Source organism: Hominibacterium faecale (genome assembly GCF_020734085.1).
In the GTDB taxonomy this organism is placed as follows: domain Bacteria; phylum Bacillota; class Clostridia; order Peptostreptococcales; family Anaerovoracaceae; genus Hominibacterium; species Hominibacterium faecale.
This window is the reverse complement of record NZ_JAJAGH010000014.1, coordinates 1-13,318: the sequence shown is the minus strand read 5'-3', so window position 1 is coordinate 13,318 and position 13,318 is coordinate 1. Positions and strand designations below refer to the sequence as shown.

Genomic DNA, 13,318 nt, shown 5'->3' with positions numbered 1-13,318 from the left:
TCTTACCCCAATATCAATATAATGTAATAATATACCATTGGCGCTGTAAACAGCACGCTGTCGAACCGATCCAAAATACCGCCGTGGCCGGGGATCAGATTGCCGTAATCTTTGATTCCCATCTTTCTCTTGAAAATGGAAGCTGTCAAATCTCCGAACTGAGATATGATTCCTCCCAAAAGCCCGATCATCAGGCAGTGAATCAGCAGCCTCGGTATAAAGAACCAGCTGAACAGTCCGCACAGAATCACGCTTCCTAAAATTCCGCCGATGGACCCTTCGATGGTCTTCTTTGGGCTGATCTTTGGGCAAAGCTTATGTCTGCCTAACAATACGCCGGTGAAGTAGGCCATGACATCAGTTCCAAAAGCAGTAAGGACAATGAGCCATACCAAGATGGAATATTCTCCCGTCTGATCTACCAAAAGCACGTGATAGGAGAAAAAGACGATATAAAAGATTCCGGTTACCGTAGCCATGCCGTCCTCCAGCTTTCTTTCCTCGATTTTGAAAAGATACAGCAGACTGATCAGCACGCAGCCGAAAAACCATACCATGTACCAGTGGTAGTCCTTTGTGAACATATTGATGGCATAAAGCCCCAGAATCGCCGCATAGGCAGCATTGTAGCACGGTTTGACGCCCATGGCTTCAAATCCGTGATAGAATTCCCGTACAGCCATGACTCCAATGAGGAAACAGGCCAGCATCAGAACATATCCGCCAAAATACAGCACCGCTAAAAGCGGCACCATGATCAGCCCGGATAAAATTCTTGTTTTCATAACTTACCTCCCGCCGAACCGCCTGTGGCGGCTCTGATATTCTTCGATTGCCTTTTCGTACTCCTCCGGGGTGAATTCCGGCCACAATACGTCGGTAAACACCAGCTCGCTGTAAGCCGTCTGCCACAGCAGATAATTGGATAGGCGCAGTTCGCCGCTGGTGCGGATCACCAGTTCTGGATCCGGCGCATCGGCGCCGTCGCTTCCTGTGAACAGATGGTCGGCGATGATTTCTTCCGTAATGTCTTGCGGCTCTAAGAGGCCCTCTTTAATCTCTTCTCCGATGGCGCAGACAGCGCGCCTGATCTCATCTCTTCCCCCATAATTCAAGGCTATGTTGAACTGGAGTCCCGTGTTGTCTTTGGTCGCCTCCAGTGTTTTTTCCAAACTCTTTTTTGCATCTTCGGGTATTTGGGAATAATCGCCCAGCACCTTTACTCTTACGTTGTTGTCGATCAGTCCTTTCAAATCACTGTTCACATAAGCGACCAGCAGTTTGAAGATTCCTGTTACTTCGGCCAGAGACCGTTTCCAGTTTTCCGTGGAAAAAGCGTAAACAGTCAGATACTTGATCCCCAGCTTGTCAGAGTGGTCCACGATCTTTTTCATGGCCTTCATTCCGGCATTATGACCCATTACCCGGGGCAGGTTTTTTTGTTTTGCCCATCTTCCGTTTCCATCCATGATGATGGCCACATGAACCGGCATACGCTCTTTATTTAACATAAATATCCTCTATTTTTTCTATATGGTAGTTCTGCTTTCAGCTGCGGCGCTTCTGCACTTTCATCCAATGCAAATATAGCCGCCTGGCTTTTTTACTCTAAGAAACAGATGTGGTTACAATGAACCACATCTGATGATTTTTCATGTAAGAATCACAGGGTTTTACGATTAAACTTCCATGATTTCTTTTTCTTTATCCGCTACCAATCCGTCAATGTCTTTGATCGCCTTGTCTACGGCTTTCTGAACGTCGTCCATTTCATTCTTCAGGTCGTCTTCAGTCAGTTCTCCGTTCTTCTGCTCTTTTTTCAGTTCGTCGTTGGCTTCTCTTCTCAGATTTCTGACCGCGACTTTTGTCTCTTCGCCAATTTTCTTAACGGTTTTGGTCAGCTCTTTTCTTCTTTCTTCAGTTACCTGCGGAATGGTCAGGCGGATCACTTTTCCGTCATTGGCGGGCGTGATGCCGATATCGGCAATATTGATCCCCTTTTCGATCTCCGGAATGGATTTGGGATCGAAGGGGGCGATCATCAGTGTTCTCGGATCTGGCACCGAGATGTTTGCCAGGCTTTTCAGCGGCGTTGCGGTCCCATAATAATCCACCATTACCCGGTCTACCAGGGCTGCGTTGGCCTTTCCTGCTCGAACTGTAGCTAATTCTTCTTTTAAAAGGGATAGACTTTTTGCGATTTTCGTTCCCAGATTTTCCTGTACATTAATCATGTTCTCTCCTCCTGTTTCTTATTTGATTATCGTTCCTATTTTTTCACCGCATACGGCTCGCATTACATTACCTTCCTGCGCAATTCCGAATACGTGGATGTCAATATGGTTATCTCTGCACAGCGACGCGGCTGTGGAATCCATAACGCCCAAGCCTTTTTCCAGGACTTCCTGATGGGTCAGCTGATCGTATTTGACAGCGCCGGGATCGATTTCCGGATCCGCTGAATATACGGCATCGACCTTCTTTGCCAGCAGAATGACTTCGGCGTCAATCTCGGCCGCCCGCAGAGCTGCTGTGGTATCCGTGGAGAAGAACGGGTTTCCCGTACCTGCTCCGAAAATGACCACTCTGCCTTTTTCCAGGTGGCTCATGGCTTTCCGCCTTACATAGGGCTCTGCCACTTCCCGCATCTCGATGGCTGTCTGGACTCTGGTGGGCAGTCCTTCCGCTTCACAGGCGTCCTGCAGGGCCATGGCGTTCATGACGGTTGCCAGCATTCCGATATAGTCGGCTGTAGCCCGGTCCATATTTTTGCTGGTCCTTCCTCTCCAGAAGTTGCCGCCGCCCACTACAACGGCCACTTGCACGCCCATGTCGTGGACTTCTTTAACCTGAAGAGCTACTTTTTTCAGCATTTCTTCGTTCAGTCCAAATTTATCTTCTCCTGCCAGGGCCTCTCCGCTGATCTTCAAAAGGACTCTCTTGTATTTTGATTCCATACGTGTCTCCTCTATGTTCTTCTTAAGTAATCCGCCGCTATCTGAGCGATGCGGCCATTGTACCGCGCAAGCCGCGTCGACGCGCGATTCAATGAACGCTTCCTTTCGGCAACGCCGCTATCTAAGCGATGCGTTCATTATACCACGCAAGCCGCGTTGCAGCGTGATTCAATGGTTCCTACCTTTCGGCAACGCCGCATATAAACGGTGGAACCATTATACCACAACTACTGCGCGCCGGGCAACTGTCTGCTTTGGTTTTCACACGGTATACACATGGAAATATCCCCGCCTTAGTTGAGGGGCCGATTGAAAGCCCGGACTATCAAAAGCTCTTCAAAACCGACTGGGTTCTGACACTTTTTTGGTGGCCGGCTTTCAAAAATATCAAAATTAGCTGTGAACGTTTTATTTTCCGATATTCTTGGGCGGGATTTCCCGCTCTCGGGCTGAAATTTGCCTAAAAAGTATCAGAATCCGGTGCGAGAAATTAATTATACGACAGTTTGCAAAAACGCGCCGGTGATCGGATCCGCTCATCTTTTATGCCCCTGCCAAACCCGCTGCTGCAACCAACCCGGCTTTATCCATGATGCCTGCACGGAAGCAAGAACCGGCATCCACTAAGGCCAGGATCGGCCCCGGCCAAAAAACAAAAAACGGACCGGCGGAGCCGGAGCAATGCAGCCGCACTGCCCCGCGATTCCGCACTGGTCCCCTTGACGATCCTTTAAAAATCCACATCCTGTCCATAGTACACACACGTCAAAAGCTTTTCCATGGACGGCGCGTCAATGGCCCTCGGATTGGAGCCGGTGCAGGCATCCTCCACCGCGTTTTTAGCCACTTCAGGCAGTTTTTCCTTGAACTCCTTCTCATCAATTCCCAGATCTTTCAGAGCAGCCGGTATCCCCATATACCGATTCATCTCGGCAATACGGCCGCACAGCTTTTCAATGCTGTCTTTTCTCGTGCCCTCAATGCCCATGATTCTGGCAATGTCCACATAGCGCTCAAAAGCTTCTTCCACTCTGGCGTTGTAGCGGATCACATAGGGCAGGTACATCGCATTTGCCATACCGTGGGTAATGTGCCCTTGAGAAAAGGCCGCCCCCGTTTTGTGGGCCATGGAATGGACAATTCCCAGCAGCGCGTTGGAAAAAGCCATCCCTGCCAGGCACTGAGCATAGTGAATTTCTTCCCGCTCTTTCATATCTCCGTCATAGGACTTGATCAAGCTGGTGTTGATCACATCGATCGCCTTCAGCGCCAGCGGATCGGTAAAGAGGGAATGGGCAGTAGAAACATAGGCTTCCACAGCGTGAGTAAGAGCATCCATACCCGTGTAAGCCGTCAGATCCTTGGGCATGGTTTCGGCCAGGGACGGATCTACGATTGCCAGATCAGGCGTAATATTAAAATCCGCCAGAGGATATTTGATTCCCTTCTCATAATCTGTAATCACTGAAAAAGCCGTCACCTCTGTGGCGGTTCCCGAAGTGGAGGCAATGGCTACGAACCTGGCCTTTTTTCTCAGCTGGGGAAAGCTGAAAGGAACCAGCAAATCCTCAAATGACATTTGGGGATACTCATAGAATACCCACATGGCTTTGGCGGCGTCGATGGGCGAGCCGCCTCCCATGGAAATGATCCAATCGGGCTTGAATTCCTCCATGGCCTTGGCCCCCTTCATCACCGTCTCCACCGATGGATCCGGTTCCACGCCTTCAAATATGCTCGTTTCCAGACCGGCTTCCTTTAAATAGCCGAGGGCTTTATCGACAAATCCCAGGCGCTTCATCGTACCGCCGCCCAGCACCAGCATGGCTTTCTTGCCGCTGATGGTTTTTAATGCTTCCAGAGAATTTTCTCCGTAATAAATATCTCTTGGTAAAGTAAATCTTTTCATAACACCCTTCTCCTTTTGTATAATAACCTTCTTGTTATTAGTATAAAAGGATCGGGCTGAACTATTCGTTTTCCTGCAGCGTACTCATAAAGGCCGGAATCAATTGTTTTTTTCGGGAAACGACGCCTTGCAGCATATAGCTGTCCTGGTCGCCGGTGATGCCAAAGGATTCTTCCACCAGCCTGCGGCTGCCCTCCCCGAAGCAAAGGAGCCGGGTGCTTTCTTTGAGAATGTCGGTCAGCATGTAAAAGACCATGGTCATGCCATTTTTTCCGCACTGGGTTTTCATAAAAGGCGCAAGCCGCTCCCTCAAAAGCTCCAGTTCCTCTTCGTCAAAGGAACTGATCTGCCCCACGCCAAAGCTTTCGTCACCAGCGATGAACTTTTTAAAATCCTGGAAAAAGACTTCTTCCGGCGATTTATCCAAGAGATTGCTTCCCGCATGGAACATTTCTCTGGCAAATGCTTCGATGTGGATATTGGCAATCCTGGCAAGCGATTCCGCAGCCGCCTGATCTGCAGGCGTACAAGTGGGCGAACGGAACATCAGCGTATCAGACAGGATGGAGGCGCACAAAAGACCTGCGATCTGCGGCTGAATATCCAGTCCCTTTTCGCCGTAAATCTGATAAAGAATCGTCGCCGTACACCCTACCGGCTGATTTCTGAAATAAATCGGTTCAATGGTTTCCAGCGATCCCAGCCGGTGATGGTCAATGATTTCCAGAACATGAGCTGCTTCCACATTATCCACGGTCTGGCTCTTTTCATTATGATCCACTAGAATCAGTTGTTTTTTCTGCATGCCCAGAAAATTACGTCTGGAAATGGTCCCCACGTAGGCGCCATTTTTGTCCAGCACGGGAAACGCTCTGTGTCTGGTATTGGCCATAATTTCCTTAATATCGTCCGTATAGTCCTCCGTATGGAACGTTATAAGCTGCCCTTTGTTCATGATGTAGCTGACCGGGATGCTTTGGTCGATCAGTCTGGCTACCGTAAAGGTATCCAGCGGAGTACTGATTATGATGCATCCTGTCTTTTGGGCGATTTTGCGGATGCTGTAACCCACCTTTGCGTTGACGCAGACGATCATACAACCAGCGCCCTGCTCTGCTGCCCGCAGATGGTCTTCATAACGATTGCCCAGCAGGATCAGATCTCCCGGCTCCAAGTACGTTTCCATGGTGTCCGGATGGGCGGCGCCGATGATTACCTTGCCTTTTGAGAAAACTCGGTTTTCATCTCCCACAAGCACAGTACCTTCCACGGTCTGGGCGATGCTGGAAAAGCGGGTCCGGGCTTTGGACAGAAAGCGGCTGTCTCTTCCGTCAATATAGGATTTGGCGATATCGCCCTTTGTGACCAGACCTTCCAGATGTCCGTCATCTCCGGTGACCGGCAGGGTAACAGCTTCCGATTCAGTCATAATGCGCCAGGCATCACGGATGGACGTTTCCCGATCAACCCCCGGCGTTCTGCGAATCTCCATATCTTTTACCTGGGTACCCACATCCGACAGATAGATCGGCGCTTCCATGCCAAACCGCTTCAGCACATACTCGGTTTCTTCATTGATCTGTCCGGCCCGCGCCGCCACATAGGTTTGTTCCTCTGTCCGGTTCTTAATGTCCGCATAGGCAATTGCCGATGAAATGGAATCCGTATCGGGATTTTTATGTCCGACTATATAAATTGGCTGCTTTTTCACGATTTCCCCCTCTTTGTTCCTAGTCCCTTATTCTTGATCTGCAGTTAACCTGCTACCGAGGGTGCTTTCTCTCTTTTGCGATCCCCCGGCGTTCTGCACGAATTTTCTCTTGTCTAGTTTAAATTCCAAAACATACAACCGAACAGCATCGCCTTAGAAATTTGGGTTCGATCATATGCATTTGCCGCTTTTCCATCTTTTAAAAGAATAAAGTCTTGATTTCTTAATTCCGGGCTTATTTCAAGAACATGTTTCACATTGTCTTTCAATTCTTCCAGGCTTTCTGCAAAAATCTGTTTCTTGTCTAGTTTAAATTCTAAAATGTACATCATCATTCTCCTTTCATAAAGAGCCGGCTAAGGCTGCCGCATTCTCGCGAGGCATATATATGGGTATTATACTCTAATTGATTTTAAAAGTATACGATATTCTCCACTGAGTGCGGCGTTGCCGTAAGGCGAAAATTAAGAGTTTGACAGTTTGACCCAACAATTGAGGAAAACAACTCAATTGTTGATCCAAAACACAGGCTTGTGGAAATTACCTTCTATACCAATGCCTTTGTCAGGAATTGCAGTCTGCAGACGCTGGTAAAATCTCAGCAATGAGCTAAAATGAATACATTTTTAAACCAATTATCTTATTCGACAATTTTCGATATCACTCTCGGCAGCGCCGTACCAATCTGGTCAGATGAGCTGGTGATGGAAATGCGGCACGTTTTTTTGGGGGGACAGACCAGACCCCCGAATGCCAGGCATCGGGCCGCTGTTTACTTTGAGTTTTTCCGAAAAAAGGTGTATAATTGCAATGTTTCCTGCGGCCCATTTTTTAAAAGAATACCCCCAGGGAGCAGCATATCAAATCAAGGAGACGTTTCAATGAAATATCTGGCTCAATTTGGAATCATTCTGGCGGTCACGTTCGCAGGGGAACTTTTGAACCGCTTCATCCCAGCACCTATACCCGCCAGCATCTACGGACTGGTCATTCTACTGGTTCTACTGCTGACCGGCATCGTGAAGGTCGGTCACATCAAGGAAACCAGCGACTTTCTCATTGCGGTCATGCCCCTCATGTTCGTTCCGCCCGCTGTAGGACTGATGGAAAGCTGGGGTGTTCTATCGGGAAAACTGCTTCCCATCCTGGCGGTTCTAGTAATCTCTACCATTTTCGTGATGGCCGTTACCGGTCTGGTCATTCAGGCCCTGGCGGGGAAAACAGGAAGGAGCAAAGGATGAACCAATTGTTTCTCAATTCCGCGGTCGCAGGGGTTTTGATTACTATCGCCGCCTACCAACTGGGTGTTTTTTTGAAGAGGAAGCTGAAATGGTCCCTTTTCAATCCGGTGCTGATCGCAGCGGCTGTCATTATACCCTCTTTATTGCTTTTGGATATCGACTATGGCGTTTATGAAGAAGGTGCGAAATATATTTCCTATCTTTTGACGCCGGCGACTATATGTCTGGCAGTGCCGCTTTATGAGCAGATCGAGGTGCTGAAAAAAAACGCGCTGGCCATCCTCGCCGGCATCTTTTCCGGGGTTTTGACCAGCTTGCTCTGCATTTTGGGATTCGCTCTGCTTTTCAAATTCGATCACCAGCTCTATGTTACGCTGCTGCCAAAGTCCATTACCACCGCCATGGGGATCGGCGTTTCCCAGGAGCTGGGCGGTATTGTTACCATTACCGTCATGACCATTATTGTTACCGGGATTATCGGCAATATCCTGGCAGATGCCATTTTTAAAGTATTCCGGATCACCCATCCAGTGGCAAAAGGCGCAGCTATCGGAACCGCGGCCCATGTGATCGGCACTTCGCGGGCTGTGGAATTGGGCCAGGTGGAAGGCGCCATGAGTGGACTGGCTATCGCTGTGGCCGGACTGATGACCGTGGGCGCTGCAGCTCTTTTTTCACTCTTTATCTGAATTTAACGGGGCGATGAAAGTAATTGCTGCCCCTAATTGCCGTTTTATGCTGGCAGTTTATGCGGTCTCATCCTCCGGCATGTCAGCAGTGCAGTGGGCGCACTTCGTTGCGTCGACGGGAATTTCGCTCTTGCAGAACGGGCAAGTCTTGGTCTTAGGAGCAGATTCTTCCTCACCGCCCTTTTTAGCCAGCGGATTGGCCTCCGACAGTTTGTTCATACCTTTAACAAGCAAGAAAATGACAAAGGCCATAATCAGAAAATTGATGACAGCGGTGAGAAAGGTGCCATATCCGATCACCGCAGCGCCCGCTGCCTTTGCCTCCTCGTATGTGGCATAATGGTTTCCATCCATCGCCAAAAACCAATTTTCAAAATGGATGCCGCCTGTAACCAGGGTGACCACCGGCATAATCACATCGCTAACCAGCGAACTGACAATGGACTGGAACGCGCCGCCGATAATGACACCGACCGCCAAATCCATCACATTTCCACGCATTACAAATTCTTTAAATTCACCGATAAAGCCTTTTCCTTTTCTCTTCATTTGTATGTCCTCCTTGTACGATCAAACCAATTATTTAAATCCTATTCTACCACAATTTACAGGATTCTTATGCAGCTAAAGCAGTAAAAATCGCCGCCTCTAGTATCTCTAAAGAAAACTTAAAATTTCTGTTTGCAGTAGTTTCTTTGAAAAAGCTAGTATATAATAAGCGTCGAGGTGAAGCATATGGATTTTGATAAGAAAAAAATTTTATTTGCAGATGATGACCCGGAAATCCGTGAAGTTGTCCGCATTCTGTTGGAAAGCGAAGGCTATGCGGTAGCGGAGGCGACCAATGGTAGCCAAGCAATATCAATGATTGATGACAGCATCGATTTGGTCATCCTCGACGTAATGATGCCCGGATGCTCTGGGGTATCAGCTTGCTCGCAAATCCGTAAAAAATCCACAGTACCGATCCTGTTTCTGACAGCAAAAACTCAAGATTCGGATAAGACAGCGGGCTTTTCTGCCGGCGGAGACGATTATCTCGCAAAGCCTTTTTCCTATTCGGAATTGATCGCACGCGTAAAGGCCCTGCTCCGAAGATATTATATCTATTGCGGAAAAAAAGCTTCTGATGAAGAGGATTATCTGATCGTCAAGGATCTGCGTATCAATACGAAAACCAACGAAGTCCGCAAGAATGGAGAAAAGATTTCCCTGACCGATCTGGAGTATCGCATACTTTATTTACTGGCCAGCAACCGAAAGCGGATTTTTACTATACAAAATATTTATGAACGTGTCTGGCAGGAGCCCTATTTTTATAACTCCAATAATACGGTCATGGTTCATATACGAAATCTTCGAAAAAAGCTGGAAGACGATCCGCAAAATCCAAAGTACATTACCAATGTGTGGGGAAAGGGGTATCGCATTGAGTAAAAAACCATATCGGCGGCGCCTGAGCATTGAGCTGACCATACTGACAGCTGCCAGCGCTGTATTAGCGCTCCTCCTGCTCTTTCTTCTGCATACAGCTGCATGGAAGGTTCTGGATTATGTTCTCGTCAATCCGCAGATGGTTGCCAAACAGGAAAAAAAGTGTGTTTCCAGACTGCAATCCTATATCGATAGCAATGGCCTTACCTTAGAAGACACCGACAAATTGAAAGAATGGGTATCCAGTCAGCGCAGTTTGATTTTGACCATATACCGGGATAACAAGGCTGTCTTCAGCAGCGACGAAAATATCGTCGTTTCACCGTCCGATTTTAATGACTATGCGATGGAAGGCGATATCATCAGCGGGTCCAGAGAATACATGCTGCAATTTAAAGACGGCAAAGCAGAAGCTACTATGACTTATATGTTTGAGAATCGTTATTATATCATTGCCGATGTATGCGCCGGCCTGATTTCCTTTGGAGTGTTCATGGCGATCCTATTTCTCTTTATCCGCCATAAAATGAAATATATTGCTCTGCTGGAAAGCGAATTGAAAATTCTCAAGGGCGGAGATCTGGATTATTTCGTTACCGAACAGGGGACCGATGAACTGGCTTCCTTGGCCCATGAAATTAATGCTATGCGCTGTGCTATTAAGGAACGGCAGGAAGCAGAAGAAACATATCAGCAGTCGAGCCGAGAACTGGTCACTGCCATGTCCCACGACCTGAGAACACCCTTGACAGCACTGATCGGCTATATTGACATTCTTTACATGGGGAAGTACCAAGATCCGAAAAAACAACAGCAATATTTTGAAGCTCTTAGAAAAAAAGCTTATCAGATCAAAGATATGTCCGACAAGCTCTTTGAATACTTCATTGTGTTCGGAAAAGATTCCAATGATTTGGAGATGCAGACAGCCGGAGCTGCGGAGTTCATCGGACAGGTTGTGGAAGAAAGCCTCTTTGATCTTGAAAGCAAGGGCTTTACCATTATCCGCAGCTCCAATGAAATCAACTGCAGTCTTTCCATCGATGTGGATTCCATCCGCAGGGTATTCGGCAACATCTTCTCCAACCTGCTTAAATATGCCGATCCATCCATGCCCATCCGGGTGGAGTACCAACAGCAGTCAGACCGACTGCTGATCCGTTTTGAGAATCGAATCAGCCGTAACCACTCCGATAAGAAAAGCAGCAACATTGGCCTTAAGACCTGTGAAAAAATTATGGACGAACATAAGGGAACCTTTGAGTATGGCCAGCAGGGTGAAACATTCCGCATAGAACTTTCTTTGCCTATCTGGTAAGGAGGGACAGCAGTTCCCGCAAACCCACTGCTTTGTGTAAAAAATGACAAATTTTCATGAAAATTTGCCAGAGTCCAGCTGCTGCTGAAGTTCTTATGCTACAATGGAGCATGTACGGACATTTCATAGACTCGAAACAAAGTAATAAAAGGGTAAGGATACGTATATGGAAATTCCATCAAAATCAACAAGGACTACTTCTATAGAATTCATTCGGTTTATTGCCGCTGTATCTATTATGCTGTATCATTTCAGTTCCATGTATCTGGAGCTGGACAAACATAATTATATACCGCTGGCTTTTGTTTTCGTGGATTTCTTCTTTTTGCTATCCGGTTTTTTCATGATGAAATACCTTATGACAAAAGATGAACCGATGAATTCTTTTGCTTATACCTTGCATAAAGCAAAGTCCTTTTATGGAACTTATACCATTGTATTCAGCTTTCAATTTATTTTTTTCGTGCTTTCAAACCATTTGTCGACCATCACCAAGGTGCTGGAAAGCCTCTTTCATTTTAAGTGGGAATTTTTGCTGCTGCAGGGCGCCGGATTTATCCAGGACCCTCAGTTTGGTGCGGACTACCTGCTGGGACAGGCATGGTATCTGTCGGCAATGCTGTTATCTTTGATTATCGCTTATCCACTGGCACGTTATTTTAAAAAGGCTTTTATATGGGTCATCTGCCCGGTTTCAATTATCGTCATTTATAGCTATATCATCCAGACTCTGGGGACGCTGAATATTGGAAATGAATACTTTGGCTTCATTCTGTCGGCTATTCCCCGGGGATTCGCCGGTACGTGCGCAGGCGCGCTGAGTTATGCGGCCTTTGACAAGCTGAAGGATTCAGGGCTGGTGGAAATCCACAGGGGTTTTGCCCTGACGGCAGAGATCACCTGTTATATCTCCCTGGCAGGATTCTTCGTTTTGCGGGATCATCTTAATAAGCAGGACAGCTTGTTTTTTATCCTTGTTTTTGCGGGAATTATTCTTTTGGCTTTCCTCAATCGGACGCCGGTATCCAGGTTTTTCAATTCTCACGGCACGGGCTCTTTCATCTATCTTGGCAAACTTAGCCTTTACTTGTATCTGACACACTGGACGGTCATCAGCGCGATGAAGCAGTTTCTGCCTGAACTGCCTCTGGCAGCGTCGATCTCGATTTTCCTCGGCGGGTCGCTAATTGTCTCTGTCCTTTTAAAGCTGTTGGAAGAAAAAAGAAGGAGTCCCCTTCCGGTGATCATTCTGTGCCTGGCTGCCATTGGAATTGCTATTGCTGTTGCCTGACCGGGGCATATTGCGAGTCGGCAGAAGCATTTGGAAAAAAAGGGGGGCTGATGCCAAGATCATCCGGCTTCAGACCACATAATTCCAAGAGATCTTCAAGCTTCTCATATGTTACAAGATAAGATTCAAAAGCATTGACCGCTACAAACGGCTTTTCCACGTTAGAATCATTCTGAGAACCGCTTATCCTGGTAAATCCCCACGGCGCATCCTTCCCTAAAGGATAGAAGATCACTCTCGCATAGAGCCCGAGGATGTTTAATGCCCTATACATAAAGCAGTTCCTCCAACATATGAATCTCATCAATGGCTGTGCGGATCAGATCAATCTTTTCAAGCGTTTTCTCATCAAAGATGCTGCCCATAAAGCTCAGATTGTCCGCTGACACGGGCTCCTTATCAGCCGTTAGCAGTTCGTCCGTAGTGATATTTAAATTGACTACATTTTGTTTATTTGTATTTTTTCGTTTACTTTCGGCATGCGTCTATGATGTAGAGACGATGGACGCACACTGTCAATCTATCTGATTGGCAGCATGATTTCAACAAAAAAAGAGCATATCGTATCTAATGAGTAGTGAATGCGATATGGATGCCACTGAAAAAGAGGTCGCTTTCAGCTCTGAGGTTGCAAATCAGCACCACCCGTGTGAACGGGTGGTTTGCACTGTGCCTGAAAGGCACCCCTGCCTGCGAGCATCTCAAGATGCATTGAAAAAGGTCTGCCAACTGCATTATTATCTCAGACTACCCCTCCAAGAGGGGTCC

15 protein-coding genes are annotated in these 13,318 nt (G+C 47.3%); 5 read left to right on the top strand and 10 right to left on the bottom strand.

Features of this window, described 5'->3' with window-relative positions:
• Nucleotides 1–2: 2 nt before the first annotated feature.
• The 7 genes from LG211_RS17470 to LG211_RS17440 form a co-directional block, all read right to left on the bottom strand.
• The gene (locus LG211_RS17470) at nt 3–785 is read right to left on the bottom strand and encodes a phosphatidate cytidylyltransferase (protein WP_148397290.1); all 783 of its coding nucleotides are present in this window, start codon (nt 783–785) and stop codon (nt 3–5) included.
• A gap of 3 nt (nt 786–788) precedes the next feature.
• Entirely contained in the window at nt 789–1,511 is a 723-nt protein-coding gene (locus LG211_RS17465) for an isoprenyl transferase (protein WP_148397289.1), read from the bottom strand.
• A gap of 168 nt (nt 1,512–1,679) precedes the next feature.
• Nucleotides 1,680–2,234: a ribosome recycling factor gene (gene frr / locus LG211_RS17460; RefSeq protein ID WP_148397288.1), complete on the bottom strand. Its 555-nt coding sequence runs from the start codon at nt 2,232–2,234 to the stop codon at nt 1,680–1,682.
• A gap of 18 nt (nt 2,235–2,252) precedes the next feature.
• Nucleotides 2,253–2,957 carry a UMP kinase gene (pyrH, locus tag LG211_RS17455; protein WP_148397287.1) on the bottom strand — a complete coding sequence of 235 codons (705 nt, stop codon included), beginning with the start codon at nt 2,955–2,957 and terminating at the stop codon, nt 2,253–2,255.
• A gap of 730 nt (nt 2,958–3,687) precedes the next feature.
• Complete coding sequence (locus LG211_RS17450) at nt 3,688–4,866, bottom strand: iron-containing alcohol dehydrogenase (protein ID WP_148397286.1); 1,179 nt, start codon at nt 4,864–4,866, stop codon at nt 3,688–3,690.
• Between the two features lie 61 nt (nt 4,867–4,927).
• The gene (locus LG211_RS17445) at nt 4,928–6,577 is read right to left on the bottom strand and encodes a putative manganese-dependent inorganic diphosphatase (protein ID WP_336246090.1); all 1,650 of its coding nucleotides are present in this window, start codon (nt 6,575–6,577) and stop codon (nt 4,928–4,930) included.
• Between the two features lie 113 nt (nt 6,578–6,690).
• On the bottom strand, nt 6,691–6,906 hold the full coding sequence (locus LG211_RS17440; protein ID WP_148397284.1) for a hypothetical protein: 216 nt from the start codon (nt 6,904–6,906) through the stop codon (nt 6,691–6,693).
• Nucleotides 6,907–7,458: 552 nt separating this feature from the next.
• Here LG211_RS17440 and LG211_RS17435 point away from each other — a divergent pair.
• Nucleotides 7,459–7,818: a CidA/LrgA family protein gene (locus LG211_RS17435; RefSeq protein WP_253020076.1), complete on the top strand. Its 360-nt coding sequence runs from the start codon at nt 7,459–7,461 to the stop codon at nt 7,816–7,818.
• The gene (locus LG211_RS17430) at nt 7,815–8,507 is read left to right on the top strand and encodes an LrgB family protein (protein ID WP_269478111.1); all 693 of its coding nucleotides are present in this window, start codon (nt 7,815–7,817) and stop codon (nt 8,505–8,507) included. The genes LG211_RS17435 and LG211_RS17430 overlap by 4 nt, the downstream gene beginning before the upstream one ends.
• Nucleotides 8,508–8,564: 57 nt before the next feature.
• Here the strand turns inward: LG211_RS17430 and mscL are convergent, their stop codons facing one another.
• Nucleotides 8,565–9,056 (bottom strand): large conductance mechanosensitive channel protein MscL, encoded by a 492-nt coding sequence (mscL, locus tag LG211_RS17425; RefSeq protein ID WP_148397281.1) that lies wholly within the window; start codon nt 9,054–9,056, stop codon nt 8,565–8,567.
• A gap of 186 nt (nt 9,057–9,242) precedes the next feature.
• Between mscL and LG211_RS17420 the strand changes: the two genes are divergently transcribed.
• The 3 genes from LG211_RS17420 (at nt 9,243) to LG211_RS17410 (ending at nt 12,550) form a co-directional block, all read left to right on the top strand.
• Nucleotides 9,243–9,944, top strand: a complete 702-nt coding sequence (locus LG211_RS17420; RefSeq protein WP_148397280.1) for a response regulator transcription factor — start codon at nt 9,243–9,245, stop codon at nt 9,942–9,944.
• Nucleotides 9,937–11,259 (top strand): sensor histidine kinase, encoded by a 1,323-nt coding sequence (locus LG211_RS17415; RefSeq protein ID WP_269478110.1) that lies wholly within the window; start codon nt 9,937–9,939, stop codon nt 11,257–11,259. The genes LG211_RS17420 and LG211_RS17415 overlap by 8 nt, the downstream gene beginning before the upstream one ends.
• Nucleotides 11,260–11,425: 166 nt before the next feature.
• Nucleotides 11,426–12,550, top strand: coding sequence for an acyltransferase family protein (locus LG211_RS17410; RefSeq protein ID WP_269478109.1), 1,125 nt, complete (start codon nt 11,426–11,428; stop codon nt 12,548–12,550).
• On the opposite strand, the gene LG211_RS17405 is transcribed toward LG211_RS17410, so the two are convergent.
• Nucleotides 12,534–12,824: a hypothetical protein gene (locus tag LG211_RS17405; RefSeq protein WP_148397277.1), complete on the bottom strand. Its 291-nt coding sequence runs from the start codon at nt 12,822–12,824 to the stop codon at nt 12,534–12,536. The genes LG211_RS17410 and LG211_RS17405 overlap by 17 nt on opposite strands.
• A complete protein-coding gene (locus LG211_RS17400; RefSeq protein WP_269478108.1) occupies nt 12,817–12,939 on the bottom strand; it encodes a hypothetical protein in 123 nt (40 codons plus the stop codon). Before LG211_RS17400 ends, LG211_RS17405 begins: the two co-directional genes overlap by 8 nt.
• Nucleotides 12,940–13,318: the final 379 nt, after the last annotated feature.

Bases quoted from the DNA above. Each gene is read 5' to 3' on its own strand.
- LG211_RS17470 (WP_148397290.1), bottom strand. From the start codon at position 785: ATGAAAACAAGAATTTTATCCGGGCTGATCATGGTGCCGCTTTTAGCG.
- LG211_RS17465 (WP_148397289.1), bottom strand. From the start codon at position 1,511: ATGTTAAATAAAGAGCGTATGCCGGTTCATGTGGCCATCATCATGGAT.
- frr (WP_148397288.1), bottom strand. From the start codon at position 2,234: ATGATTAATGTACAGGAAAATCTGGGAACGAAAATCGCAAAAAGTCTA.
- pyrH (WP_148397287.1), bottom strand. From the start codon at position 2,957: ATGGAATCAAAATACAAGAGAGTCCTTTTGAAGATCAGCGGAGAGGCC.
- LG211_RS17450 (WP_148397286.1), bottom strand. From the start codon at position 4,866: ATGAAAAGATTTACTTTACCAAGAGATATTTATTACGGAGAAAATTCT.
- LG211_RS17440 (WP_148397284.1), bottom strand. From the start codon at position 6,906: ATGTACATTTTAGAATTTAAACTAGACAAGAAACAGATTTTTGCAGAA.
- LG211_RS17435 (WP_253020076.1), top strand. From the start codon at position 7,459: ATGAAATATCTGGCTCAATTTGGAATCATTCTGGCGGTCACGTTCGCA.
- LG211_RS17430 (WP_269478111.1), top strand. From the start codon at position 7,815: ATGAACCAATTGTTTCTCAATTCCGCGGTCGCAGGGGTTTTGATTACT.
- mscL (WP_148397281.1), bottom strand. From the start codon at position 9,056: ATGAAGAGAAAAGGAAAAGGCTTTATCGGTGAATTTAAAGAATTTGTA.
- LG211_RS17420 (WP_148397280.1), top strand. From the start codon at position 9,243: ATGGATTTTGATAAGAAAAAAATTTTATTTGCAGATGATGACCCGGAA.
- LG211_RS17410 (WP_269478109.1), top strand. From the start codon at position 11,426: ATGGAAATTCCATCAAAATCAACAAGGACTACTTCTATAGAATTCATT.
- LG211_RS17405 (WP_148397277.1), bottom strand. From the start codon at position 12,824: ATGTATAGGGCATTAAACATCCTCGGGCTCTATGCGAGAGTGATCTTC.